Origin of the sequence: Paraburkholderia sp. A1BS-2L, from assembly GCF_051125205.1 — a bacterium.
Classification (GTDB): Bacteria; Pseudomonadota; Gammaproteobacteria; order Burkholderiales; family Burkholderiaceae; genus Paraburkholderia.
The window spans coordinates 2,208,198-2,234,274 of record NZ_CP120428.1; the positions used below are offsets into that span (position 1 = coordinate 2,208,198).

At 66.8% G+C, this 26,077-nt stretch carries 21 protein-coding genes, 2 tRNA genes and 1 pseudogene; 15 read left to right on the top strand and 9 right to left on the bottom strand.

Annotation, left to right across the window (positions count from 1 at the left end; translation table 11 throughout):
* Positions 1-22 precede the first annotated feature (22 nt).
* The 3 genes from P5W98_RS09980 to pncB form a co-directional block, all read right to left on the bottom strand.
* Entirely contained in the window at positions 23-1,390 is a 1,368-nt protein-coding gene (locus P5W98_RS09980) for a sodium:proton antiporter (protein ID WP_421024396.1), read from the bottom strand.
* The gene (locus P5W98_RS09985) at positions 1,387-2,061 is read right to left on the bottom strand and encodes a LutC/YkgG family protein (RefSeq protein ID WP_421024397.1); all 675 of its coding nucleotides are present in this window, start codon (positions 2,059-2,061) and stop codon (positions 1,387-1,389) included. Before P5W98_RS09985 ends, P5W98_RS09980 begins: the two co-directional genes overlap by 4 nt.
* 80 nt (positions 2,062-2,141) lie before the next feature.
* A complete protein-coding gene (gene pncB / locus P5W98_RS09990) occupies positions 2,142-3,344 on the bottom strand; it encodes a nicotinate phosphoribosyltransferase (protein WP_421025243.1) in 1,203 nt (400 codons plus the stop codon).
* 280 nt (positions 3,345-3,624) lie between these two features.
* Here pncB and fdxA point away from each other — a divergent pair, with 280 nt between their 5' ends.
* From fdxA to P5W98_RS10030, 8 genes are all read left to right on the top strand, one after another.
* Positions 3,625-3,948, top strand: coding sequence for a ferredoxin FdxA (gene fdxA / locus P5W98_RS09995; protein ID WP_035522616.1), 324 nt, complete (start codon positions 3,625-3,627; stop codon positions 3,946-3,948).
* A 134-nt stretch (positions 3,949-4,082) separates the two neighbouring features.
* Positions 4,083-4,158: transfer RNA gene (locus tag P5W98_RS10000), tRNA-Asn, on the top strand.
* Between the two features lie 69 nt (positions 4,159-4,227).
* A tRNA-Asn gene (locus tag P5W98_RS10005) sits at positions 4,228-4,303 on the top strand.
* A 188-nt stretch (positions 4,304-4,491) separates the two neighbouring features.
* The gene (locus P5W98_RS10010) at positions 4,492-4,983 is read left to right on the top strand and encodes a CreA family protein (protein WP_421024398.1); all 492 of its coding nucleotides are present in this window, start codon (positions 4,492-4,494) and stop codon (positions 4,981-4,983) included.
* Between the two features lie 26 nt (positions 4,984-5,009).
* Positions 5,010-5,912, top strand: a complete 903-nt coding sequence (locus P5W98_RS10015; protein ID WP_421024399.1) for an AraC family transcriptional regulator — start codon at positions 5,010-5,012, stop codon at positions 5,910-5,912.
* Between the two features lie 190 nt (positions 5,913-6,102).
* Positions 6,103-6,795 carry an AzlC family ABC transporter permease gene (locus P5W98_RS10020; protein ID WP_421025244.1) on the top strand — a complete coding sequence of 231 codons (693 nt, stop codon included), beginning with the start codon at positions 6,103-6,105 and terminating at the stop codon, positions 6,793-6,795.
* Entirely contained in the window at positions 6,792-7,115 is a 324-nt protein-coding gene (locus tag P5W98_RS10025; protein WP_421024400.1) for an AzlD domain-containing protein, read from the top strand. Before P5W98_RS10020 ends, P5W98_RS10025 begins: the two co-directional genes overlap by 4 nt.
* A gap of 185 nt (positions 7,116-7,300) precedes the next feature.
* On the top strand, positions 7,301-8,053 hold the full coding sequence (locus P5W98_RS10030; protein ID WP_421024401.1) for a DUF4088 family protein: 753 nt from the start codon (positions 7,301-7,303) through the stop codon (positions 8,051-8,053).
* A 15-nt stretch (positions 8,054-8,068) separates the two neighbouring features.
* Here the strand turns inward: P5W98_RS10030 and P5W98_RS10035 are convergent, their stop codons facing one another.
* Positions 8,069-10,309 carry an ATP-dependent helicase gene (locus tag P5W98_RS10035; protein ID WP_421024402.1) on the bottom strand — a complete coding sequence of 747 codons (2,241 nt, stop codon included), beginning with the start codon at positions 10,307-10,309 and terminating at the stop codon, positions 8,069-8,071.
* Positions 10,310-10,485: 176 nt separating this feature from the next.
* Between P5W98_RS10035 and P5W98_RS10040 the strand changes: the two genes are divergently transcribed.
* The 5 genes and pseudogenes from P5W98_RS10040 (at position 10,486) to fumC (ending at position 16,912) form a co-directional block, all read left to right on the top strand.
* Complete coding sequence (locus P5W98_RS10040; RefSeq protein WP_028215955.1) at positions 10,486-10,707, top strand: RNA-binding S4 domain-containing protein; 222 nt, start codon at positions 10,486-10,488, stop codon at positions 10,705-10,707.
* A 170-nt stretch (positions 10,708-10,877) separates the two neighbouring features.
* Positions 10,878-12,290 carry an MATE family efflux transporter gene (locus P5W98_RS10045; protein WP_421024403.1) on the top strand — a complete coding sequence of 471 codons (1,413 nt, stop codon included), beginning with the start codon at positions 10,878-10,880 and terminating at the stop codon, positions 12,288-12,290.
* A 199-nt stretch (positions 12,291-12,489) separates the two neighbouring features.
* Positions 12,490-13,468 (top strand): annotated as a pseudogene (gene panS / locus P5W98_RS10050) (ketopantoate/pantoate/pantothenate transporter PanS).
* A 307-nt stretch (positions 13,469-13,775) separates the two neighbouring features.
* Positions 13,776-15,413: a phospholipase D family protein gene (locus tag P5W98_RS10055; RefSeq protein WP_421025245.1), complete on the top strand. Its 1,638-nt coding sequence runs from the start codon at positions 13,776-13,778 to the stop codon at positions 15,411-15,413.
* An 89-nt stretch (positions 15,414-15,502) separates the two neighbouring features.
* Positions 15,503-16,912 (top strand): class II fumarate hydratase, encoded by a 1,410-nt coding sequence (gene fumC, locus P5W98_RS10060; RefSeq protein ID WP_421024404.1) that lies wholly within the window; start codon positions 15,503-15,505, stop codon positions 16,910-16,912.
* Positions 16,913-16,922: 10 nt separating this feature from the next.
* On the opposite strand, the gene P5W98_RS10065 is transcribed toward fumC, so the two are convergent.
* From P5W98_RS10065 to P5W98_RS10075, 3 genes are all read right to left on the bottom strand, one after another.
* Positions 16,923-17,426 (bottom strand): acyl-CoA thioesterase, encoded by a 504-nt coding sequence (locus P5W98_RS10065; RefSeq protein ID WP_421024405.1) that lies wholly within the window; start codon positions 17,424-17,426, stop codon positions 16,923-16,925.
* Positions 17,427-17,573: 147 nt separating this feature from the next.
* Entirely contained in the window at positions 17,574-18,614 is a 1,041-nt protein-coding gene (locus P5W98_RS10070; protein WP_421024406.1) for a GlxA family transcriptional regulator, read from the bottom strand.
* 130 nt (positions 18,615-18,744) lie between these two features.
* The gene (locus P5W98_RS10075) at positions 18,745-18,879 is read right to left on the bottom strand and encodes a hypothetical protein (protein ID WP_421024407.1); all 135 of its coding nucleotides are present in this window, start codon (positions 18,877-18,879) and stop codon (positions 18,745-18,747) included.
* 241 nt (positions 18,880-19,120) lie between these two features.
* Here P5W98_RS10075 and P5W98_RS10080 point away from each other — a divergent pair, with 241 nt between their 5' ends.
* Both P5W98_RS10080 and P5W98_RS10085 read left to right on the top strand, forming a co-directional pair.
* Positions 19,121-19,834, top strand: coding sequence for an ArsR/SmtB family transcription factor (locus P5W98_RS10080; protein ID WP_421024408.1), 714 nt, complete (start codon positions 19,121-19,123; stop codon positions 19,832-19,834).
* Positions 19,835-20,029: 195 nt separating this feature from the next.
* Positions 20,030-22,798, top strand: coding sequence for a DUF6600 domain-containing protein (locus P5W98_RS10085; RefSeq protein ID WP_421024409.1), 2,769 nt, complete (start codon positions 20,030-20,032; stop codon positions 22,796-22,798).
* 113 nt (positions 22,799-22,911) lie between these two features.
* Here the strand turns inward: P5W98_RS10085 and P5W98_RS10090 are convergent, their stop codons facing one another.
* A complete protein-coding gene (locus P5W98_RS10090) occupies positions 22,912-23,883 on the bottom strand; it encodes a thymidylate synthase (RefSeq protein WP_421024410.1) in 972 nt (323 codons plus the stop codon).
* Between the two features lie 606 nt (positions 23,884-24,489).
* Positions 24,490-25,881 carry a sigma-54 dependent transcriptional regulator gene (locus tag P5W98_RS10095; protein WP_421024411.1) on the bottom strand — a complete coding sequence of 464 codons (1,392 nt, stop codon included), beginning with the start codon at positions 25,879-25,881 and terminating at the stop codon, positions 24,490-24,492.
* Positions 25,882-26,077: the final 196 nt, after the last annotated feature.

Consider the following 26,077-nt stretch of genomic DNA (forward strand, 5'->3'; position numbering starts at 1 on the left):
CGAGCCGGGCAGAACGCGCTCGTTAGACGAAAAAAAGCCAGGTCGCCACGGCGAACACCGGCAGCAATACCGCGCAGGACCAGCCAAAATAGCCGAAGAACCCCGGCATGCGCACGCCGCGCTGCTGCGCGATGGCCTTCACCATGAAATTCGGCGCGTTGCCGATATAGGTCATCGCACCCATCCAGACGGCGCCGGCCGAGATGGCCGCGAGCGTTTTCGCCCCGCCCGTCATGAGCGCCTGCGCGTCGCCGCCCGCGAGATTGAAGAACACGAGATAGGTGGGTGCATTGTCGAGGAACGACGAAAGCAGGCCCGTGGCCCAGAAGTACAGCGCGTCGTTGGGCTGGCCGGGCGCGTCGTTCACGAACTGGATCAACGCAGCGAACACGCCCGCCTCGCCCGCGCGCAGCATCGCGATCACCGGCGCGATCGTCACGAAGATGCCCGCGAACAGCTTCGCCACCTCGACGATGGGCGCCCAGTCGAAGTCGTTGTCGGCGCGCGCCTTGCGGGCCACGAACAGGAGCGACACGCACGCCAGCACCACCAGCCCCACGTCGCGCACGAGGTTCTGCAACTCGAGATGCACGCCCGGCAACGCAATGTCGATGCCGGGCTTCCAGATGCCGCTCATCAGCACGAGCGCGATCGCGAGCGCGAGCAGCACGAAGTTGAGCTTGCCACCGACGTAAAGCTCCGGCGTGTCCGGCGTCGGATCGAGAAACGCCGCGCGCGCCTCGCCCGAACGATGGAAGTACCACGAATCGAGCGCATGAAACGCAGCAAGCAACACGCCGCACACGAACAGCATCGGCAGCGCAAGATGCTGCGTAGTCCAGAAGAAACCCACGCCGTTGAGAAAGCCTAGGAACAGCGGCGGATCGCCGAGCGGCGTGAGCGAGCCGCCCGCATTGGCCGCGAGAAAGATGAAAAACACCACGACGTGAACATTGTGGCGCCGGTTGTCGTTCGCGCGCAGGAGCGGCCTGATCAGCAGCATCGCGGCGCCCGTCGTGCCCATCAGGCTCGCCAGCACGGTGCCGAGCGCGAGTATCGCCGTGTTCGTGCGCGGCGAACCGCGCAGGTTGCCGTACACGCAGATGCCGCCCGATATCGTATAGAGCGCGCCGAGCAGGACGATGAACGGCACGTACTCGTCGAAGAACGCGTGCAGCATGAGCGGCCAGGTGGCCGCGAAACCGTGCGACGCCGCGAACGGCAGCACGAACGCGAGCGCCCAGGCCGCCGAGATCTTGCCGAAGTGGCGATGCCAGAACGTGGCCGCGAACATCGGAAAGAGCGCGATCGACAGCAGCATGCACGCGAACGGCAAACCCCACGCGGCCGAAAGCGTTGCGCCGTCGACGACGCCCGCCTCAACCGTCATGCGCCCTTCACGACGATGACATGCACGCGATACGGCCCGTGCGCGCCGAGGACGATGGTCTGTTCGATGTCGCCGGTGCGCGACGGTCCCGAAACGAAGTTGACCGCGCGCGGGAGTTCGCCGCGTTCGGCACGCACGAGCGCGAAAGCGTCCTCGTGGCCGGCCACGATGCGCGAAGCAGGCACGATGGCAATGTGCGTCTCGGGCAGCAGCGCGCCCGAGGCCCAGGTCTGCGGGCTGGACAGCAGGACGAGCGTGCCCGTTTCGGCGGTCGCGCAAAAACATCCGGTCAGGCCGACGAGATCGCGGTCTTCCGGCTTGCGAAATTCCACGCTCAATCCCGCGCCGGCCCAGTCGAACGATTCGAGCACCTTCCAGGCAACGGCCTCGGTCGGAAGCCCGAGCGAGGCGAGATAGCGGGCGGCGGCGGCAGGCACGTCGGCAAGCTGCGCGACTTCATCGACGCTCGACGCCATTTTTTTTGCCTCGCCGACGAAACGCGCGACGAGATCGCCTTCAAGCGGCGGACGCGGCCCTTGCGGATGACGCGCGAGATAGTCGGCGACGGCTTCGCGCTCGTGCGCGGCGGGCGTCGCGTCGCGGCCCTGCGCCGCGCGGATGCGCGCGAGTATGCTGCGGCGGGCGGCCGTGGTGTCGACCTTGGAGTCCATACGCGACCTCGAACAGATGAAGAAAAGCGACGGCCGATTATACCGGGGCGTCGCTTTTCTTCTGACCTGCAACACAGGGCTTATTGGCCCGCGCACTCTTCTTCCGTGGGCTGCTCAATGCCGAACACCTGACGCAGATAGGCGAGATAAGCCTTGTCGTCGCACATGTTCTTGCCCGGCGAATCGGAGAGCTTGGCGACTGGCTGACCATTGCAGCGGACCATCTTGATGACGATCTGCAGCGGCTGATAGCCGAGGTCGTTGGTGAGATTGGTGCCCACGCCGAAGGCGAGGCGGCAGCGCCCGCGAAAACGCTCGTAAAGCCGCAGCACCTTGGGAATGTCGAGCGCGTCCGAGAAGATCATGGTCTTCGTGCGCGTGTCGCAGCGGTTGTCCTCGTAATGCTTGAGCAGGCGCTCGCCCCACTCGAACGGGTCGCCCGAGTCGTGGCGCGCGCCGTCGAAGAGCTTGCAGAAGTACATGTCGAAGTCGCGCAGGAAAGCCTGCATGCCGTAGACGTCCGAGAGCGCGATGCCGAGGTCGCCGCGATACTCCTTCGCCCACATCTCGAAGCCGTAGATCTGCGAGTCGCGCAAGCGCGGGCCGAGCGCCTGGCACGCCTGCAGATACTCGTGCGCCATGGTGCCGAGCGGCGTGAGGTTGTGCTTCATCGCGTAGTAGACGTTGCTCGTGCCCGCGAACTGCTCGCCGAGATCGGCCTTGAGCGTGAGGATCACCTCCTCGTGCCAGCGCTTCGAGAAGCGGCGGCGCGTGCCGTAATCGGCGATCTTGCAGTCGGCGAATTCGGGCTTCGCGCCGAGCAATTCGATCTTGTGGCGCAGGCGCTCGCGGCCCTCCTCGTACTGCGGATGCTGCTGCGTGTTGCGGAAGTAAACCTCGTTGACGATGGCAAGCACCGGAATCTCGAAGAGAATCGTGTGCAGCCACGGTCCCTTGATTTCGATGTCGATTTCGCCGTTGCCCCTGGGCGAGGGCGTGACCGAAATGTACTTCTCGTTCAGATGGAAGAGCGCGAGAAAATCGATGAAGTCGCCCTTGATGAAGCGCATCTTGCGCAGATACTCGAGCTCGGGCTCGGCAAAGCGCAGCCTGCAAAGCTTCTGAATCTCGCTGCGGATTTCGTCGACGTAAGGGACGAGATCGATGTCGGGCGTGCGGCAGCGAAAGCGATATTCCACATGGGCCGCAGGAAAATGATGCAACACCACCTGCATCATCGTGAATTTGTACAGGTCGGTATCGAGCAGCGAAGTAATGATCATGATGAGCGAGGCGGCTGTGCCGCAAACGGCATACGCCGAAGATGCCTGCATGTTACCCGAATGCGCCCTCACCCCGCCGGCAGCCCCACAGGCCGCATCGGTCCGCACGCGCAGATGAGTCGCGCTTACCCGGCATGACGCATAAACTAATCACGAAACGATCTAAGAACTGCAACGGACGTCTGGCTGAGAAAAATCGGCATCAGTTACAATATTGGTTTTCGCGCGCCGCCGATTTCGCGCGCGCGTCCCCCGATACAAGCATGCAGGAGCTGCCTGAATGACCCACGTTGTGACCGAAAGCTGCATCAAGTGCCGCTATACCGACTGCGTCGATGTGTGCCCGGTGGACTGCTTTCGCGAAGGTCCCAACTTCCTCGCGATTGACCCGGACGAGTGCATCGACTGCGCCGTGTGCGTTGCCGAATGCCCGGTGAATGCCATCTACGCCGAAGAGGACGTGCCTGGCGACCAGCAACACTTCACTGAGCTGAACGCCGAACTGGCAAAGGGCTGGCCGAGCATCACCAAGACCAAGGCGCCGCTGCCCGAAGCCGACGAATTCAAGGACGTTAAGGACAAGCTCGCGCTGCTTGCGCGCTAAGCATCGTTCTGCCCCTGGGGTGTCGTCATCCTGGATTCCTGCCGTCTTTTTTGCAGGAATGGATAACAAGATGACGACAAGGTATTGACAGCCTACGCCAGACCCCATAGAATCTCGTTCTCTGCTTTTGTTGATCCCCGATAGCTCAGTCGGTAGAGCGCCGGACTGTTAATCCGTAGGTCCCTGGTTCGAGCCCAGGTCGGGGAGCCAAGATTCGCAAAAGCCCGTTAACCAGAACGGGCTTTTTCATGAAGTAAAAGGTTGTAGCTGTACTGCTGTTCCCCGATAGCTCAGTCGGTAGAGCGCCGGACTGTTAATCCGTAGGTCCCTGGTTCGAGCCCAGGTCGGGGAGCCAAAATATCGAAGCCGTTGCGTGTCCTGCGCAACGGCTTTTTTCTTTTCTGCAGCCTCCTCTTGCGTACTCTTCGCGATGCGATGGATTTGCCCCAGCATCTGTAACCGCCGAGGGTTGCCAACGATCATCGCCCCCTCCTCCCCGCCCTGTCCGATAATGTCGTCGCTTCGCCATTTTCGGAACTCCGCATGAACTCGACTCGCTTTGCCGCCCGACTGCGTCCGGCGCTCGCCTTCTGCGCCGGCGCGCTCGCGCTGGGCGCCGCCCATGCCGAGCAGATCGGCAGCGTGAACACCAATTTCCGCTTGACCGGCTCCGACAAGGTGGTCGTCGAGGCCTACGACGATCCCGCCGTGAGCGGCGTCACGTGCTACGTCTCCCGCGCGCGCACCGGCGGCGTGAAAGGCACGCTCGGCATCGCCGAAGACCCGACCGAAGCGTCAATCGCCTGCCGCCAGATCGGCCCGATCAGCTTCGCCGCCCCGCTCAAGCAGCAGGCCGATGTCTTCAGCGAGCGCATGTCGCTGATCTTCAAGACGCTGCACGTGGTCCGCGTAGTCGACACGAAGCGCAACGCGCTCGTCTACCTGACGTACAGCGACCGCGTGGTGAGCGGCAGCGCGAAGAACAGCGTCACCGCCGTTCCGATGCCGGCGGGCACGACCATTCCCGTGCGCTAAACTTAGGGCCTGGTCGGCCCCTTCCCATGACGCACTCCCGTTTTCGCGATTCCGCCCGTTATTGGCGCACGCCGCTTTTGCCCGGCGCGGACCTGCTCACGGCCGAATATCACGATCACACCTTCACGCCGCACTGGCACGAGGCCTACACGATCCCCGTGATCGAGGACGGCGCCGAGTGCTACCGTTACCGCGGTGCGCAGCATGTCGCGGAAGCGGGCAGCGTGCCGGTCATCAATCCGGGCGAGGTCCACACGGGCTCGCGCGCTGTGGACGAAGGCTGGCGTTATCGCGTCATGTATGTGCCGGTCGCCTATCTGCACACGCTCGCGGGGGAAATTGCGGGCCGCGCGCAGCCGCTGCCGTGGTTCGACGCCGAGGTGATCCGCGACGCCGATCTCGCGCGCCGACTCTCTTTCGCGCACCAATTGCTGGAGGCGGATGCCGACCGCCGCCGTACCGAACTCGCACTGGTGCCGGCCGCACCGGGCACTCAAAGCGCACCGGACGCACCGCAGCCCGACCTTCTTGCCGTGGAAGGCGCGCTGCTCGACGCGCTTTCCACGCTCCTGACCCGCCACGCGCACGCGCGCGAGGCGCGGCTCGAGTCCGCCGCGAACGAGCCGCGCGTCGAAATCATGAAGGCGCTGCTGGCCGCCGATCTCACCGAACCGCTGCGCGTCGCCGATCTCGCACAGGCGGTCGGTCTCTCTGCGTTTCACGCGACGCGCCTGTTCACCCAGGCCACGGGGCTGCCGCCGCACGCGTGGCGCACCCAGTTGCGGCTGCAGCGCGCGCTCGGGCCGTTGCGCGCGGGCGCCTCGGTTGCCGAGGTCGCCGCCGCGAGCGGCTTCACGGACCAGAGCCATTTCACGCGGCATTTCCGTCGCATGTTCGGCGTGCCGCCCGGCCGCTGGCAGGCGAATTAGTCCCCAATCACTCGCGCACGAGGCCGCCCACCGGCAATGGCATGGGCGGCCTGAAGCGGGCGCGCCGCAAGAACGTACAAGCCGCGCACGTCGCTTGCCGCTATGCTGGCCTCCCCATCTGGAGACTCGCTTGACCCGTCACCCCCATCGCTTCAAGGAATTCGTCGCCGGCGCGCGCGACACGATCCCCATGATGATCGGCTCCGCGCCCTTCGGCGTCATTTTCGGCACGCTCGTCACCTCGGGCCCGCTGTCGCTCTGGCACGGCCAGCTAATGTCGCTCGCCGTGTTCGCCGGCTCCGCGCAATTCATCGCGCTCGGGCTGATCGCCTCGCACGCGAGCTTCGCCGTGATCTGGGCCACCACGCTCATCGTGAACCTGCGTCACGTGCTCTACAGCGCCACGCTCGCGCCCTATGTCTCGCATCTGCCGATGCGCTGGCGCCTCGTGCTGGGCGGCCTGCTCACCGACGAGGTGTTCGCCGTCGCCTGGGCGTATTTCCGCCGCCATGCGCCCGGCGATGTCTCGCCGTGGCATTTCCTCGGCTCGGGCCTGTCGATGTACCTGAACTGGCAGTTGTGGACCGCGGCAGGCCTGCTGTTCGGCGCGGCGTTCCCGGGGCTGCAGTCGCTCGGGCTCGACTTCGCGATGGTCGCCACGTTCATCGCCATCGTCGTGCCGCAGCTCGTGGCCGTGCGCTATCTGGCCGCCGCCGCCACGGCAGGCACGCTCGCCTTCTTCTGGCAAGGCTGGCCGTACAAGCTCGGCTTGCTCGGCGCCGTGTTCGCGGGCGTGGCGGTGGGCGTCGCGCTCTCGCTGCCGCGCAAGCCGCGCACGAACGCGGCAAGCGCGGATGCACACACCGCTGGAGGCCGCCCATGAACTACGTCATCCTGATTCTCGGCATGGCCGTCATTACCGTGGCGGTGCGCACCGCCGTCTTCGTGCTGGGCGATCGGCTCGTGTTCCCGCCGATCGTGCGCACCGCGCTCGGCTTCGTGCCCGTCACGGTGCTCACCGCGATCATCGTGCCGATGGCCGTGTCGCCCCACGGTCAGCACGCCGAGCTCACGTGGCGCAATCCGCAGCTCGTCGGCGCGCTCGCGGCCATTGCCGTGAGCGCGCTCACCAAACGGCCGCTCCTCACCATTGCCGTGGGGCTGGGCGTGTTCTTCCTCTGGCAGGGCGTGGTGCTGCGCTGAGGCTGCCAGCCCCTGTCCATCCCTGTCCATCCCTGTCCATCCCTGTCCATCCCTGTCCATCCCTGTCCATCCCTGTCCATCCCTGTCTGCCCCGCCTCAAGTTTCGCCCCGCTGCGCCGATAAACCGTCGAGGCCTGCATTGGCGCGACAGACAGGTATCGCGAGGAACACACGGGGCAACCACCATGGGGCAGATCACCCTCAATATCAAGGATGAAACGCTTGCGTCGCTGCGCAAGGATTTCGATGCGTTCCTGCGCGTCTCGCTCAAGCTCGACCCGCAGTTCCTCACGCCGTCGTTCGAGGACTTCCTGCGCGCGAAGCTGCTCGACAACATGACGCCGCTCACCGAGCAGGCCGTGCAGCGGCTCTTGCAGGGCGGGCAGTACGCGTGGGCCAAGCGCACGCTCGACAAGGAGTTTCCCGAGGTCGTGTCGATCCTGCTGCGCCAGGCGGGCGAATTCGGCTTTGGCTTTGCGTCGCGGCCCGAATGGACGCCCGACGAGCGCGCGAAGCAGTGCCGCGAGTGGGCCGCCGCGATCGTCCGCGAGGCGGACGCCGGGGAGGCGCTGATCGACCCGCTCGCCGCACAGATCCAGTCCGGCGTGCAGGATATCCAGAGACTCGAAGAGGCCATGCAGACGCCTGCGTGGCGGCTCGCAGAGTCGGTGCGCCAGCGCGTCTACGAAGCGAAGATCGGCTGCGAGCAGGCAAGCGGGAGCCTCGCGCGCGAGCGTCTGGGCGAGTTGCGCGGCCTGCTGCGTCTGGCCATCGCGCACGGCACGTTCCAGAAGCAGGAAGCGCAGCAGATCATGGAATACCTGCGTCTTTTGAAGCCTGAAATTTTCGTCGAGGAACCCGACGACGTATTCACGCGCCTGGCCGCCTGGCTGCGCAACTTTTTCGTGCCGCCGCCGAAGAACCAGCCGCGCAGCTGAAAACGCAACCCCGCCCTACTCCCACATCTTGCGCAGCTTCGCGCCGATCTCGACCTTCGCGCGCGCGGCGGCGGCCAGCCCCGCCGCGCTCGGCGCGCTTGCCACTGGCGCGGGCGGCCAGGCGCGCGACTCGAAGAGCGGCAGCATCCCTGCAGCGATGAAGCGCGTGCGCGACGCCCACACATGGCGGTCGCCGCTCGCGGCCTGGTTGTGCACATAAAAGCGCTGCGGCACGACGATGTGCAGATCCTCTTTCGCGCGCGTCATCGCCACGTAGAGCAGACGCCGCTCCTCTTCCAGTTCCTCGTCGCTGCCCGCGCCGAGATCGGACGGAATGCAGCCGTCCACGCCATTGAGCACGAACACGTTGCGCCACTCCTGGCCTTTGGCCGAATGGATCGTCGAGAGGATCAGGTAGTCCTCGTCGAGAAGCGGATCGGCCGACTCGGCGCTGGTGGCGTCGGGCGGGTCGAGCGTGAGCTCGGTCAAGAAGCGCTCGCGCGACACGTAGGTGCTCGCGATGCTCTCCATCTGCAACAAATCGGCGAGACGCACCTGGGCATCTTCGTGATTGCGCTCCAGATGCGGCTCGTACCAGCGCCGCACGCGCTCGAACTCGGCGGGCCAGGGCGTTGCGCGCATACCGAGCTGATCGACGAGCGCCGCGAACGCGGGCCAGTCCTCGGCTGCACGCGGCGGCGGCGCGAATGCGGCGAGCGCCTGCGCGGCGCGGTACGCGCCCGTGCAGGCCGCGACCTGATCGAGCAGACGCGCCGCCGTCGCGGGCCCGACGCCCGGCAGCAGTTGCGTCACGCGAAAGCCCGCCACGCGGTCGAGCGGATTCTCGGCCCAGCGCAGCACGGCGAGCACGTCCTTCACGTGCGCGGCGTCGAGGAAGCGCAGGCCGCCGAATTTCACGAACGGGATGTTGCGGCGCGCGAGTTCGATTTCGAGCGTCGCGCTGTGGTGCGCGGCGCGAAACAGGACCGCCTGCTGCTTGAGCGTCATGCCGCCCTCGCGCGCCTCCAGGATCTGCTCGACGACGTAGCGCGCCTGAGTGGCCTCGTCGGCGACCGTCACCAGGCGCGGACGCTGCTGCGACGCGCGGTCGGTCCACAGGTTCTTGGTGAAGCGCTCGGCGGCGGCGTCCATCACCGCGTTCGAAGCGGCGAGAATCGGCTCGGTCGAGCGGTAGTTGCGCTCGAGCGTGACCTGGCGCGCAGGCGGATCGAACTGAGCGGGGAAATCGAGAATATTGCGCACCGTCGCGCCGCGAAACGAATAGATCGCCTGAGCGTCATCGCCGACCACGGTGAGGCCTCGCCCGTCGGGCTTGAGCGCGAGCAGGATCGACGCCTGCAGGCGATTGGTGTCCTGATACTCGTCGACGAGGATATGGTCGAAGCGTCCCGCCAGATCGGCCGCGATGGCCGGCTCCGCCGCCATGTGCGCCCAGTAGAGCAGCAAGTCGTCGTAGTCGAGCACGTTCTGCTTCTGCTTGGCATCCACGTAGGCCGCGAATAGCGCGCGCAGTTGCGGCTCCCATTCGAGGCACCACGAGAACGAGCGTGCGAGCACGTTCGCGAGCGAATCGCCGGTGTTGACAACGCGCGAGTAGATCGCGAGGCACGTCGACTTCGCGGGAAAGCGCTTGTCCTTCGCCGATAACCCCAGTTCGTGGCGCACGAGGTTCATCAGATCGGCGGAGTCCTCGCGGTCGTTGATCGTGAACGCGGGCGAGAGGCTGATCTGCTCGGCGTATTCGCGCAGCAGGCGCGCGCCGATGCCGTGGAAGGTGCCTGCCCAGGTGAGCCCCTGAGCCAGGGCCGCCGCCGCGCCCGACACCCCGGCCGCGATGCGCGAGACGCGCCGCGTCATCTCCTGCGCCGCGCGGCGCGAGAAGGTCAGCAGCAGGATGCGGTGCGGATCGGCGCCGTTTGCGACCAGATGCGCGACGCGGTGCGCCAGCGTGTTGGTCTTGCCCGAACCCGCGCCGGCGATCACCAGCAGCGGCGCGGGGAGCGCCGCGCCCGGCGCGAACGCCTGCGGCCCGCCGTGCTCGACGGCGGCGCGCTGGGCGTCGTTGAGCTTCGCGAGATACGGCGCCGCCTCGGGCGCAATATCGCTCGTGCAGGGGGAATCGGCGAGAGAGGCAGTGGAGACGGTGGACAAGGCAGGCGCGGCAGTATCCGGTGAAAATGAGCAGTGTGCGGGCCGGGTCGGGCATCGACACGGCGACGCATACTGTATATTCATACACCTCTCGTCCGCAAGCGCCGATCTTGCCTTGATCTGGCGCCATTCAGCGTCCAACTTGGGCGCGACGGCAACGCGGCTGAATCAAAGGCGTCACGCCCGCGCTCGGCTGCAATCGCTTATGATGCTCACCCTTCGCGCGCCCTGCCCGGCACGCCCCTGATTTCCTTTGCGCCATGCCCAATCTCGATTTCACCCTCACCGGCGACTACGTCGAACTCCACAATCTCCTGAAGATCACCGGTCTCGCCGACAGCGGCGGCTCGGCCAAGCAGATCGTCGCCTCCGGCGCCGTGAAGGTGGACGGCGAGGTCGAGCTGCGCAAGACGTGCAAGATCCGCGCGGGCCAGTCGGTGCTGCTCGGCGACACGCGCATTGCCGTGCGCGAAGCGGAGTAAGGCAAACAGCGCAGCGGCTGCATGGCCCAAATGAAATAGATTCGAAAGCGAATGCACCATCCAGGTGCTTTTTGTCCGAAAGAAGCGTAATCTCGCATTGAGCTTCCCAACTCGATACGAACGCACTTTCTGAACGCGCGGCGCGATTTATCGCGCCGCGCTTGCTTTTCATGACCCGACCCATTGCCCCCGCCGACCGGGCGAGCCGCGCCATCGCCCCGCCCTCGCTCAAACGCCACGCCGCCGACACCGCACGCCTCGCCGCGCCGCTCGCCATCGCCCAGCTTTCGCAGATGGCCATGAGCGTGACCGATACCGTGCTGCTCGGGTCGCTGGGCGCGGGCGCGCTCGCGGCGGGCGGGCTCGGCGCGAACCTGTTCTTCGTGGTGGTGACGGTGCTGCAAGGCGTGCTGACCTCGGTGAGCGTGAGCGTTGCGCAGGCGCGCGGCGCCGACGACCTGCACCGGGTGCCGCACATCTACTGGACCGGCTTTGCGCTGTCCTTGCTGCTGGCCGTGCCGGCGTTCGCGCTGCTGTCGTTCGCGGGGCCGCTGCTGGTTGCGCTCGGCGAGCCGCCCGTGCTCGCGCGCCAGGTGGGCGAGTACGCGGCCGTGCTGCGCTGGGGCGCGCCCGCCAGCCTGATCGGCGTGGGGCTGATGCGCTCGTTCCTGCCCGCCATCGGCGCGGCGAAGCGCCTGCTGTGGGTGTCGATCATCAGCGTGTTTTTCAACGGCTTCCTGAACTACGGGCTGATTCACGGCGCTTGGGGTCTGCCGCGCCTCGGCTTCCTGGGCTCCGCGGTCGCTACCGCGATCACCGTCTGGCTGACCACCCTCGTGCTGATGGCGCTGCTGCATCTGCGGCCCTCGCATCAGCACTTCGTGGTCGCGCGGCGGCCCACTGCGCCGCTGATGGGCGAGCTTTTTGCCATCGGCTGGCCCGTGGCGATCACCTACGCCGTTGAATCGATGCTCTTTCTCGCCACCGGCCTGCTGGCCGGCCTGCTCGGCGCAACGCCGCTCGCCGCGCACCAGATCGCGCTGAACGTGGCTTCGGTGATGTTCATGGTGCCGCTCTCGATCGGCCAGGCGGCGAATGTGCGGGTGGGCTACTGGATCGGCGCGGGCGTGCCGCGCGCGGCGCGCCATGCGGGCTTCGTCGCGCTGGCGCTGGGCGTGGGCTTCATGTCGATGTCGGCGCTCGTGATGGTGCTCGCGCCGCACTGGATCGTCGGGCTCTACCTGCACCTCGACGATCCGGCCAACGCGCAGACCGTCGCGCTCGCGGCGTCGCTGCTCGGCGTGGCCGCGCTGTTCCAGATCGTCGACGGCATGCAAACCGTGGGCTCCGGCTGCCTGCGCGGCCTGAAGGACACCCGTATACCGATGGTGGCGGCTACGCTCGGCTACTGGGGCATCGGCTTTCCGGTCGGCTATGTGCTCGCGTTCCACTTCGGAATGGGTGCGCTCGGGCTCTGGTGGGGGCTCGCGGCCGGGCTCGCGAGCGTGGCCGCGCTCATGACATGGCGCTTTCATCGCATGAGCCGCCGGTCGCAAATCGAGGCGGCGGCGCGCGCGGGCTGAGGCAGCACGCGCCCGCTCGGGCGGGTTGCCAGCGCGCCGCCGAAGAGCCCCGCGCGATTCGTTAAACGCATGGTTAAAATAGCGGGCCCGGCACACCCCGCCGTTCGCCCGCCGTTCGCCCGCCGGTCCGCCCTATAACGCCCCATAGCGCCCTATAACACCCCATAACGCCCCATAGCGCCCGATAAACACCCCGCTCATGCTTGCCCCGATTACCCGACTGTTCCCACTCTGGGCCGTCCTCGTCTCGCTTTTCGCCTACTTCAACCCGGGCGTCGTCGCGCCCGTCACGCCCCACGTCACGACGCTCCTGACGATCATCATGCTCGCCATGGGCGTGACGCTCTCGTTCGCCGACTTCCAGCGCGTCTTCACGCGGCCCGCGCCCGTGCTCGCCGGCATCGTCCTGCACTATCTGGTGATGCCGCTGGCCGCATGGGTCATCGCCCACGCGCTGCACATGCCGCCCGACCTCACCGCGGGCATGGCGCTGGTGGGCAGCGTCGCGAGCGGCACGGCCTCGAACGTGATGATCTATCTCGCGCGCGGCGACGTCGCGCTTTCAGTGACGATCAGCGCGCTCTCGACGCTCGTGGGCGTGTTCGCGACGCCGCTCCTCACGCGCTTTTATGTCGACGCTTCGATCGTCGTGGACGTGCACGGCATGCTCATGAGCATCCTGCAGATCGTGGCGCTGCCGATTGCCGTCGGCCCTCGTCGTGAACCGTCTCGCGGGCAGCCTTGTGCGGCGCGTGGAGCCCGTTCTGCCGCTCGTCTCGATGGTCTCGATCCTCGCGATCATCGCGGCCGTGGTGGGCGGCACGCACGCAAGCATCGCCACGGTGGGCCCGCTCGTGGCGCTCGGCGTGGTGCTGCACAACGGTATTGGTCTGCTCGGCGGCTATTGGGGCGGACGTCTGCTCGGCTTCGACGAATCGGTGTGCCGCACGCTCGCGATCGAAGTGGGCATGCAAAACTCGGGCCTCGCCGCGACGCTCGGCAAGCTCTACTTCTCCCCGCTCGCCGCCCTGCCCGGCGCGCTGTTCTCGGTGTGGCACAACCTCTCCGGGTCGCTGCTCGCGGGCTACTGGGCCGGCAAGCCGGCGCGCGGCAGCGAGCGCGATACCGACGAAGCGCGCAGCGCGAGCGTCGGCGCATCGGCCAGCCGGCGCAGCTAAGCGCGGTGCCGCATACGCGTCGCGCTTGGTGCGCGCCGTGCAACTTGGCTTCCCGATAAAATCGGCGGCAAAAGGCAAAGGGCAAAAGGCGCACGACGCAAGCGAACCAAAGTAAGCGAACCCTTGGGACCGCCGCAGCGCCAACCAATTCGCACGCCGCCGGAGCCACGCGCATTGCGCCAACGCCGGTCGCCAGGAGAGGAGAATCCGCTTGTCCGCGCATACCGTTCAGAGCTTGGCCGCCGATACCCTGCCCGCTGCCCCGCCCGCAGCCCGTGCGGCGCCGCCGCGCCGCGCCCGGCCCCGCGTGCTCGCGCCGTTCTCTTCGCTCTCGTCGCGCGCTTCGTTCCGGCTGGTTGCGCTCCTGAGCGTCACGTTGCTCGCGGCCTGCGCGACGCGCCCGCCCGCCACGGCGTTCCAGCGCACTACCTCGGCGGCGCTGTCCGCGCCGGAGGCGCGCGCTACGCCGCTGGGCGAAGCGCTTGCCGCGCCGGTGGCGTCCCATCCGGACGAATCGGGCTTCCGCCTGCTCGCCACCGGCACCGACTCGCTGCAGATGCGCATCGCGCTCGCGCACGCGGCGACGAAAACGCTCGACATGCAGTACTACATCGCCAACGAGGACACCACCGGCAAGCTGCTGCTGGGCTCGGCGTTGTACGCGGCCGATCATGGCGTGCGCGTGCGCATGCTCGTCGACGACCTGAACTTCCACGACATCGGCCGCCTGATGGCGGCGCTCAACAGCCATCCGAACATTCAGATCCGCGTGTTCAATCCGTACGGCAGCCCGAACGAGAGCATGTTCAGGCGCACGCGCAACTTCTTCACGAACGTCGACCAGTTCACGCGCCGCATGCACAACAAGGCGACGATCGTCGATAACGAACTCGCGATCGTGGGCGGGCGCAATCTCGGCGACGAGTACTTCAGCGCGAGCGAAACGCTGCAGTTCCGCGATCTGGACATACTCACTGCCGGCCCCGTGGCGGCGAGCGTCTCGGCAAGCTTCGACGACTACTGGAACAGCACCGTGTCGTACCCCTTGAGCGTGCTCAATCATCAGAAGTTCGAGCAGAAGGATCTCGACGCGGCGCGCGACGAGCTGCGCGCGCACTGGCGCGAGACCGCCGACCCGTACAACGCGAAGCCGCTCAACGCCACGCCGCTCGCGCAGCAGATCGCGCGCGACGAGCTCGGGCTCACCTGGGCGAAGTGGGAATTCGTGGCCGACGCACCGGAAAAAATCTCGGGCGCCGAGCGCGGCCAGATGGGCGACGCGATGCGCTCCCTGCTCGATCGCGTCAATCAGGCGCACAGCAGCGTGCTGATCATCTCGCCGTATTTCGTGCCGCACGACGCCGGTGTGCAAGCCATCCGCGCGCTCACCGCGCGCGGCGTGCGCGTGGCGATCCTCACCAATTCGCTCGCGGCCACCGACGCCATCGCCGTGCAAGCCGGCTACAGCCCCTATCGTGTGCCGCTGCTGAAAGCCAACGCCGAGCTATACGAGTTCAAGTCCACGCAGCCCGAGACCGAGCGGGCACGGCGCCTGCCCATGATCGGCTCGCGTTCGCGCGCGAGCCTGCACGCGAAAGCCTATGTGATCGACGAGAGCACGCTGGTGATCGGCTCGCTCAATCTCGATCCGCGCTCGGCCAACCTGAATACGGAGCTCGCGCTCGCCGTGGAAAGCCCCACACTCGCGCACGAAGCGGCCCAGCTCTTCCAGTTCGCGACCTCCCCGAAAGTGAGCTATCGCGTCTCGCTCGCGACGCCAGCCCAGCTCGCGGCGCTGCGCGGCAGCGCGATTTCGTCGCCGCTCGTGTGGACCGACGAGGAGGACGGCATGATCCGCACCTACAACCTCGATCCCGGTGCGGGTTTCTACAGAAATGTGCTAACCGGACTATTCTTGCTGTTGCCGGTCGACAGCCAGCTGTGAGTCCCCAGTGGTGAGCCCCCCGCAGTGAGCCCCCTGCAGCGAGCCCCGTTCTGGCTTCCCGCGCGCCACATTCACCTTGGAGTGTCACCATGACCGCGAGTACCGGGAACGTCAGAATGGAGCGCGACACGTTCGGCGAGATCGCCGTGCCCGCCGCGCAGCTCTGGGGCGCGCAGACGCAGCGCTCCTTGCAGAACTTCCGCATCTCGAGCGAGAAGCAGTCGCCCGAACTCATCACCGCGCTCGCCACGATCAAGCGCGCCGCCGCTGAAGTGAATCTGTCGCTCGGCATGCTCGACGAGACAAAGGCGCGCGCGATCATCGCGGCCGCCGACGAGATCATCGAAGGCAAGCACCCCGGCGAATTCCCGCTCGCGGTCTGGCAAACCGGCTCCGGCACGCAAACCAACATGAACCTCAACGAGGTGATTGCGAACCGCGCGAGCGAGATTCTCGGCGGCGAGCGCGGCGAGGCGCGCAAGGTGCATCCGAACGACGACGTCAATCGCGGCCAGTCGTCGAACGACGTATTCCCCACCGCGATGCACGTGGCCGCCGCGTACGGCATCGTCAAGCATCTGCTGCCCGCGCTGAAGACGCTGCGCGACACGCTACAGGCGAAGTCGAAACAGTTCGCCGACATCGTCAAGATCGGCCGCACGCATCTGCAGGACGCCACGCCGCTCACGCTCGGCCAGGAGTTCTCGGGCTACGTCGCGCAACTCGACCAGGGCATCCGGCACGTGGAGTCGACGCTGCCCCATCTGTACGAGCTCGCGCAAGGCGGCACCGCCGTGGGCACGGGTTTGAACGCGCATCCGCAATTCGCGCAGAAAGTGGCCGAGACCATCGCGAAGCTCACGGGCGTGCCGTTTGTGACCGCGCCCAACAAGTTCGAGGTGATGGCCGCCGCCGACGCGCTCGTGTTCGCGCACGGTGCGCTCAAGACCGTGGCGGCGAGCCTCATGAAAATCGCCAACGACATCCGCTGGCTCGCGAGCGGCCCGCGCTGCGGACTCGGCGAACTCGCGATCCCCGAAAACGAGCCGGGCAGCTCGATCATGCCGGGCAAGGTGAATCCTACGCAATCCGAAGCATTGACGATGCTGTGCTGCCAGGTGTTCGGCAACGACGTGGCCGTGAATGTGGGCGGCGCGAGCGGCAACTTCGAACTGAACGTGTTTCGCCCGATGATCGCGCACAACGTGCTGCAGTCGATCCGGCTACTCGCGGACGGTGCACTCTCCTTCAACGATCATTGCGCGGTGGGCATCGAGCCCAACCGCGCGCGCATCGACACGCTGCTCAACGAGTCGCTGATGCTGGTGACGGCGCTCAATCCGCACATCGGCTACGACAAGGCCGCGCAGATCGCCAAGAAGGCGCACAAGGAAGGCACGACGCTCAAGGCTGCCGCGCTCGCGCTAGGCCACGTGAGCAGCGAGCAGTTCGACGCGTGGGTCAAGCCCGCCGACATGGTGGGCACGCTCAAGCCATGAGCCCGGCCGATCAGACCCGGCCTTTCGCCACTTCCTCGGGTTTCAGGTCGACGATCGCGTCGAGCGCGTCCTTCACGTCGAGCGCATATTTCGCGAGACGTTTTTGCTCCTCCGTTTCCGGCACGAAGGTCGGCACGGGAATCGGGTTGCCGTTTTCGTCGACGGCCACGAACACGATCAGACAATCGGTCGTGAGGCGCAGCTGGCCGCTCTTCGGGTCGCCCGCGTGCACGGTGATGTGGATGTGCATCGAGGTGCGGCCCGTGGCCACCACGCGCGCGCGCAACTCGACCATGTTGCCGACCAGAATCGGCCGGCGAAAGCGGATGTTGCCGACGCTCACCGTCACGCAATAGCGGCCCGACCAGACGGCGGCGCATGCATAGGCGGTTTCGTCGATCCACTTCATCAGGGCGCCGCCGTGGACTTTGCCGCCGAAGTTCACCGAGGTCGGCTCGGCAAGAAAGCGGAACGTCGTTTCCGAACGGTCCAGCGGCTGGGAAGGCGTACTCATGGGGGCTCCGCTCGTGAGGATTGCGCCTTGCTGACAAGGCGTCGTTATAGAGTTGCGCCGATTATACGAGCGCCGCATGTCATTCTGTCATACGGTCATTCCTTCATCCGGTCGTCCGCCGGTGCGTCATCCGCCGGCGCCCGGTGCTCAGGCCGACGAAAACCGCGCCCGGTAGTCGAGCGGCAGCACGCCATAGCGACGCTCGAATGCGCGCCGCAGGTTCTGCTCGGTGCCGAAGCCGCAGTCCGCGGCAATGCGCTTGACCGGAAGTCGCGACTGCGCGAGCGCGTGCGCGGCGGCCTCCACGCGCATGGCCGAAACCGTGCGCGCAGGCGTGCGCCCCACCGACTCGACATAGCGCCGCGCGAAGGTGCGCGGGCTCATGCGCGCCGCTTCGGCGAGACGCTCGACGCTCAGCTCCCTGTGCAGGTTCGCGGCCATCCAGCCATGCAGCGCATCGAACGCGCCGCCCGCCGCGCTTTGCGCCTCCAGCGCCTCGCTGAACTGCGCCTGGCCGCCCGGGCGCTTCATGAACACCACGAGCCGCCGCGCGGCATGCATGGCGACCGCGTGGCCGCAGTCTTCCTCGATCAGCGCGAGCGCGAGATCGATGCCGGCCGTCACGCCCGCCGAGGTCCAGACCACGCGGCCGTCGCGCTCGTCGCGCACGAAGATCGGCTCGGGGTCGACCTTCACACGCGGGAAACGGCGCGCAAGCTGCGCCGCGTTGCGCCAGTGCGTAGTGGCGCGGCGGCCATCGAGCAGGCCCGCGGCGGCAAGATAGAACGCGCCGGTGCAAACCGAGGCGACACGCCGCGCATGCGGCGCGGCGGCGGCGATCCATGCGACGAGTTCGGGCTGCAGCACGGCCGAATCGTCGATGGGGACGCCCGGAACGATCAGCGTATCGATGGTGGCGGTGTCGAGCGCGGCGAGCCGCTCGGTGACGACCGGCATGCCCGCGAACGTGGGCAGCACGCCGCCCGCCATGGAGGCGAGCGTGACGCGCCAGGCGCAGGGATCGGCGGCATGCGTGAAATCAGCCGGCGCGGCACGAGCAGGCGCTGCAGCGGCGCGCATCGCCAGTTCGGCCCGCCAGAAAGCCTCGATCGGCCCGCAGGCGTCGAGCAGCACGAGATCGGGTGCAACCGCGAAAACCACATGGCGCACGCAAGAAGACGCGGACATAGGCATGTAAAAACAAAGGGCGATGAAGACGCGAAGCGGCCATCATCGCAAGCGCGCGATTGACAGACATGTCGATCTTGCGTCAATTTCTGCCATGCCAGGCCGTGCCCAACTCGCCTCTTCCGGCCGGTTAGTTGTGAATGGTGATGCCCTGATCGATCGTGCCGTACATCGTGATGCCGCTCGCGCTGCTCGACGGCGCGGTGCCGCCGGCGCAAGCCGTACAGAGCAGTGCAACCACTACAAGGGCAAGAATCCGTTTCATGACTGACTGTTTGCTTCCAGAAAGAAATCCATTCTAGCGCGCAGCAGCCGGCGCTCCCCGGCGAGCCGGCAACACCGCGCTTCAGTCGCTCGCCCGCGCGCCTCAATTGCACGCCATATTTCATGGCAGCCTGAAACGTCGAATCACGGATGTCGCTAGAGTAAGCCCATGAGTAAGCACATGAGCGAACAGCCAGCGCAAACTGCGCCGTTCGAGCCGCCAGTTCCGCACGGGAGCCATCATGCCTCTTCCCCCCACCGATGAAACCCGCCACTTCCCCGGTCTCGCGCGCGTCGCGGCACTGCTCGCCGACCCCGGCCGCGCCGCCATGCTATGGGCGCTCATGGACGGCAGCGCACGTCCGGCGGGCGAGCTCACGATGATCGCGGGCCTCTCGCCGTCCGCCGCAAGCGCGCATCTCGCCCGGCTTGCCGAAGGCGGCTTGCTCGAGCCCGAAGTGCGCGGGCGGCATCGCTACTATCGGATCGCCAGCGCGGAAGTCGCCGCCGCCATCGAAGCGCTGATGAACGTCGCGCACGCCGCCGCGCCGGCCCAGCCCGTGACGCGCCCTGCGCGCACCGTGCCCGTGGAAATGCGTCACGCGCGCACCTGCTATGACCACATGGCCGGCGAGGTCGCGGTGCGCGTGTTCGACCGGCTCGTCGAAGGCGGATGGCTCGTGCGCAACGACGACGATCTCGAAGTGACGGAGCAAGGCGTCGCGCGGCTTTCGAACTGGGGCGTCGACGTGAAGGCACTGCACGCGCGCCGGCGGCGCTTCGCCTGCACCTGCCTCGACTGGAGCGAACGGCGCCCGCACCTGGGCGGCGCGCTCGGCGCGGCGCTGCTCGAACGCTTTACCGCGAATGGCTGGATCGAGCGTGCCAGCCGCCCGCGCGTGCTGCGCGTCACGCCACTCGGCCAACGCGAATTCGACGCCTTCGTGAGAACCTGAGCGCATCCATCAAGCTGACAAATATCCGACAACGCCACCTAACGCGCATCAAAAGCGCCCTTTCCGGGGACAGGCACACGTTCTGTTACATCTGGTGCATAAGCCCTAACAATTGAGCGCGCATGGAAACAGGCGCGGCGGATAGAGTTCCCCACATAGCTTCCTGATACTCGCTCCAGGGGCCGGAGAACCAACATGACAACGCGCACCCCATCGCTCACCACGCACGAAGACCCGAATTCGCACGCGGCTGCATATCGCACCCACGGCCGCCCGCTCTGCCGCACGCTGATCGCCGGCGCCGTGCTCGCCGCATTCGCACTCAGCCTGAGCGGCGCCAATGCGTGGGCGCAGGCCGCGCCCGCCGCAGGCGACCCGCCCGGACGCGTCGCGCGCCTCGACTACATGGCGGGCGACGTGACCACCGAACCGGCCGGCGCGACCGACTGGTCCTATGCGCAATTGAATCGCCCGCTCACGACCGGCGACCAGATCTGGAACGACGCCAATGCGCGCTCGCAGATGCACATCGGCTCGACGGCAGTGCGCATGGGCCCGCAAACGAGCGTCGACGTGCTCAATCTCGACGACTCGAACGCCCAGCTCAAGGTCGCACAAGGCACGCTCTCGACGCGCGTGCGGCAATTGCCCCCCGGTAGCGCGTATGAAATCGACACGCCCAATCTCGCGCTCGGCGTGACCAGCCCTGGCGACTATCGCGTAGATGTCGCGCCCGATGGCAGCGCCACGACCGTCACGGTGCGCAGCGGCAATGTTACGGTGTACGGCGAGAACGGCCAGATGCCGATGTCGGCGGGCCAGCAGATCCGCTTTGCCGGCACCGACCTGCAGCAGGTGGCGAGCGAGGCCGCGCCGCCGCCCGACGCTTTTGACCAGTGGGCGCTCGCGCGCGACGCCGCAGAGGACCGCTCGGTCTCGGCGCGCTATGTTTCGCGCGACATCCCCGGCTATCAGGACCTCGACGCCAATGGTTCGTGGCGCGAAAGCCCGCAGTACGGCGAAGTCTGGACGCCGAACGACGTGCCCTCGGGCTGGGCGCCGTATCACGACGGCCACTGGGTCTGGCAAGCGCCATGGGGCTGGACGTGGGTGGACGACGCTCCATGGGGCTTCGCGCCTTATCACTACGGCCGCTGGGCCTATGTCGACGATTCGTGGGCGTGGGTGCCGGGCCCGATTGTCGAGACCGCGCCGCCGGTCTACGCGCCCGCGCTCGTCGCCTTCGTGGGCGGTGGGGGCGGCGGCCCCGACTGGGGCGTGAACCTCGCCGTTGGCGGCGCGGCGGCGGCGGGCGTCGCGTGGTTCGCGCTCGGGCCGGGCGAACCGTGGCATCCGCACTGGGGCGACTGGAGCCCGCGTTACTACGACCGCGTGAATCAGACCGTGATCGTCAATAACTACCGACACGACGTGAACATCACGAATATCACGAACGTCAATGTGCACAACAATACCTTCGTGAACTACCGCGTACCGGGCGCCGTGACCGCCGTGCCCGCCACGGCCTTCGTGCACGGCCAGCCGACCTCGCGCTTTGCACAGCGCGTCGACCCGCGCCAGTGGCAGAACGCGCGCATCCAGTCGGGCACGCCGGGCATCGCGCCGGTCAAGGGCAGCTTCGGCCCGAACATGCGCCGCGCCGATTACCGCCCGCCAGCGTCGCTCAATCAGCGGCAAGTGGTGGCGACGCGCGCGCCGGTTGCGCCGCCCGCTTTCCATGACAACCTCGCGCAGCGCTTCGCCCGCGGCGGCGGCGCCGTGCCGGGCGCGGGCGCGCCCGTCGTGCGCGTTTCCGCGCCGGCGCACGCCCCGTTCTCATCCTTCTCGCCCGCTTCGCGCGGAGGATGGCCGCAGCAGAACGTGCGCGTCGTGCCGCCGCACTCGCCGGTGATCGGCGCAACGGGCCGAGGTAACGGCCGGCCCGGCGGCCAACTCAGTGGTCAGCCCATCGGCCAGCCCGGGCGGACCAACGGCACGCCCGGGCTGGCGTCCGATCAGATGCACGGTCAAATGCCGGCTCAAATGCGCGGTCAAATGCCAAGCCAAACGCCAGGCCAGCCGCCGCGTCCGGGCGCCTTCGCCCAAGGCGGCCCGCATAGCCCGAGCGCGTCCATGACCATGCGCGGGCAGCAACCCGGCCAGCCTGGCATGGCGCCGGCAATGACGAACGGCCATGGTCCGGCCGGGCAGCCGAGCGAAGCGCATGGCGTGCCGCGTCCGCCGCAGTTCGCCGGACGGCCGGAAGGTGCGCAGCCGCAGGGTGCCCTGCCCGGCGGCCAGCCGCACGCACCAGGCACGCCGGGCGCTGCCGGCAACATGAATGGCCGTGCGATGGCAGGCGCGCCGGGCGAGACGCATCAGCCGTCGTGGATGCAGCCGCACGCGCCGATTGCCCAGCGTGGACAGCCCGGCGGCGGCGCAGCGCCGCGTCAGGAGAGCCGCCAGCAAGCTTTCGCATCGATGCAGCAGCCGCGTGACGGCGCGCCTGCTCGCATACCGCAACCCTCCGCAGGCGACGCGCCGCACGGGCCGCAACCGGGCGCGCAAGCCCGCCCGCAGCCCCAGGCGCAACCGGCGCAACCGGCGCAACCGGCGCAACGCGCCGATTTTCATCCGCCACCGCAGCCACAACCGCGCGAGCAACCGCGCCCGCAGCCCCAGCCCCAACCCCAACCGCGGGCTGAATTCCATCCGCAACCGCAGCAACAGCCGCGTGAAGCGCCGCGTCCGCAACCTCAGCCGCGCGCGGAATACCATCCGCAACCCCAGCCGCAGCCGCGTCCGGAATTCCATCCGCAACCGCAGCCGCAACCGCGCGCCGAGTTCCATCCGCAACCGCAGCCCCAGCCGCGTCCCGAGCCCCGTCCGCAGCCTCAGCCTCAGCCTCAGCCCCAGCCGCATCCGCAAGCCGGCGGCGGCCATGACGATCGCCATCGCGGCTAAACCCACCGCCCCGGCGCGCGCCGAACAGCGCGCGCCATCAACGCAAAAGCCCGCGAACGTCACCGTTCGCGGGCTTTGTTTATGGTGCGGCGCGTTGGCACTACAGCGGCACGCTACACCGCCATTGGCGCGGTAAGCGGATCGTGGTGCCGGTAGCCGGCCAGCGAGAAGTCCGACGGCTCGACTTTTTCGAGCCACTCGGGCTCGTAGAGGCCGGTTTTTGCGTACTCGGGCACGCGTGCGGCGATCTCGAGGCGCGGGCTCTCATAGGGCTCGCGGCGCAACTGCTCGTTGAGCATGCCGAGCTGATTTTCGTAGATGTGCGCGTCGCCGATGAAGTACGTGAACCAGCGCGGCGTGTAGCCGGTCAGGCGGCCGACGAGATGCAGCAGCACCGCGCCTTCGGTCAGATTGAACGGCGTGCCGAGCCCGACGTCGTTGCTGCGGATGTACAGGCACAGCGAGATCTCGCGCTTCGCGACGTTCGGCAGGAATTGGTAGAGCAGATGGCACGCGGGTAGCGCGATCTCGTCGAGCACCGCCGGGTTCCAGCCATGAAACAGAATCCGGCGATCGGCGGGATTATTCATGATCGTGTCGAGACACTGGCGCAGTTGGTCGACCGCCTTGTAGAGCAGCACCTTCGGGCGGCCGTCCTCGCTGAATTCGCTCACGCGCGCAAAGCCGCGGGACTGCGCGTCGGCAAGCTGCGCGCTCGCGTCGGCGTCGAGCACCTTGTAGGCGGGCCACTGGCGCCACTGCACCCCGTAGACGTCGCCCAGATCGTCGGTGCCGCGGCGATACGGATTGGCCAGCCACTGCGCGTTCTCGTTCGCATTGGCGTCCCAGACCTTGCAGCCGAGCGCGCGGAAATCCGCCGCGCTGCGCGAGGCGCGCAAGAAGCCGATCAGCTCGCCCACCGCGGACTTGAACGCCAGCTTTTTCGTCGTGACAGCGGGGAAGCCCTGTTGCAGGTCGAAGCGCAGCATTGCGCCCGGCATGCTGATCGTGCGGATGCCGGTACGGTTTTCCTGCCAGGTGCCGGTGTCGAGGATCGAGCGGACGAGCTCGAGATACTGTTTCATGCGCGCTTCCCTGAGCGGGCGCGCGAGCGCACCCGATGCGGATTCAAAAGCGAGATTCTATAGCAAGCGGGCAAACGGCAGATCGGGCCCAATGGCTCAGCAGCGCAGAACAACCGGGGAACGAGCAGGAAGGCGCGCAACGACACGGCCGTATTGGCATAACATGTTTATGCAATTCGCATTATTTCTTCAAAGCGGGAAATAAAAAATTAATGCGCCGCACAGAAGACGTTATTGTGGCAAAAGCAACGGAGAAAAATCGACACGCAGAATAGCGTGGCAGCGGTGTGGAAAATTCGTTAGCAAATGATGCATAAATAATCCACCATTTCGTCATCGGCGAACCCGGGCCGCACGAATCAACGCATGCTGGCGCAAGCCACGCGGACAAGGCGGCCCACGCACGCGAGCCGCCTGCCGCACGAACCCGCGCCCCCGCGCGAACCCGTCTTGCACCCCTGCACCCTTCTGAACCGTCCAGCACCCTCATGGCCGTATCCGGCTCTTGGTCGCCTGCTTCGTCAGCGCTTGTCCGGCTGCTTTTTGCGCAGCCGTTTTATGGTCCCCTCAGCGAGGCCTGCTGCAGATCACCACCTTCGGTCACCTTCAAGCCCCGCCCCCCGAAATCAGCCCGCCAGAATGCGGCGCGAGCGGATCGCTCTCCATATGCCGCATGCCGTGCGCGCACAACAGCCGGTACAGCGTCACGCGCGAAATACCCAGTTCCTGCGCGGCGTCGCCAAGACGCCCGCGATGGCGCAGCAACGCGAGTTCGATGGCCTGGCGCTCGGCGGCCTCGCGCGCCTGCGCGAGCGAGACCGGCACCACCTCGACGTAATCGCCGAGTTCCAGGTCACGCGCCGTGATCGCACGCCCTTCCGACATGACGATCGCGCGCCGCACGCGGTTGATGAGCTCGCGCACGTTGCCCGGCCAGCTGTAGTTATGCAGCGCCGCAATCGCATCGGGAGAAAAGCCTCGCAGGCGCCGCCCGCCGTCTTTCTTGAAGCGCTCGAGCATGTGCCGCGCGAGCAGTTCGATGTCCTTGCCGCGCGCGCGCAGCGGCGGCTCGTCGATCTGCAGCACGCACAGGCGATGATACAAATCCTGGCGGAAGCGCCCGTCGACCATAGCCGCGCGCATGTCCACGTGCGTGGCGGAGATGATGCGCACATCCACCGGCATCGACTGATGGCCGCCCAGCCGCTCGATCTTGCCTTCCTGAAGAAAGCGCAACAGGCTCGCCTGGCTTTCCATCGGCAGGTCGCCGATTTCATCGAGAAAAAGCGTGCCGCCGTTGGCAGCTTCCACGCGCCCGGTCTTGCGCTGGCTCGCACCCGTGAATGCGCCGCGCTCGTAGCCGAATAGCTCCGACTGCAGCAGATGCGGCGGAATGGCGCCGCAATTGATGGGCACGAACGGCGCATTGCACCGGGACGAACGTTCGTGAATGGCAACCGCGGTGAGTTCCTTGCCGGTGCCCGACTCGCCCGAAATGAACACCGGCGCGTCGGTCATCGCGACCTTGCGGATCGAGCGGAAGAGCGCGAGCATGGCCTCGCACGAGCCCACCATTTCGCCTTCCGCGCCACCCGAATGGTCGTTCGAGGCACGCTCGCAAAGCGTGACCATGCCATAGGCATGGCCCACGGAATCGACGATGCGCTCGCCGCTCCACGGCACCGTTACGTAATCGAAACAGTAATCGCGCACGAGACGACGCAAATTGGCGTCCTGCAACTGACCGGTGGTGGTCGCCGCCACCCAGCCGACGTTAGGCAACGTCAGGCACGGCTCGAAGGCACCGATCTCATGCAGATGGAATTCGCTGGATAAATCGAGCAACCCGCCCGCGGGCGAACCCGCGCGCAGCGCGCGCCGCGCGTCCCGCGCGTTGCCGACGATCTCCACCTGCCAGCCGCGCTCGTGGAACCGCTCGTTCAGCGCTTCATTCGGACTGCGCGTCACGTAAACCAATTGCCGCGTTGCGGATTCCATTATTCAGATCCTCTTGCCAACACATCGTTGCGAAATGACGGCACGCACCTGATGTACAGACACGCCGCAAAAGAAACCATTCGCCAGGCGCAATTAAACGCGGGCGAGCATAGGGGCTTTTGCGGACAGTGAATCCCCGAACTGCGGCGTGTGGTCAACTTGGCCCTTACAGGGCCTTTGTTATCTGTATTACTTG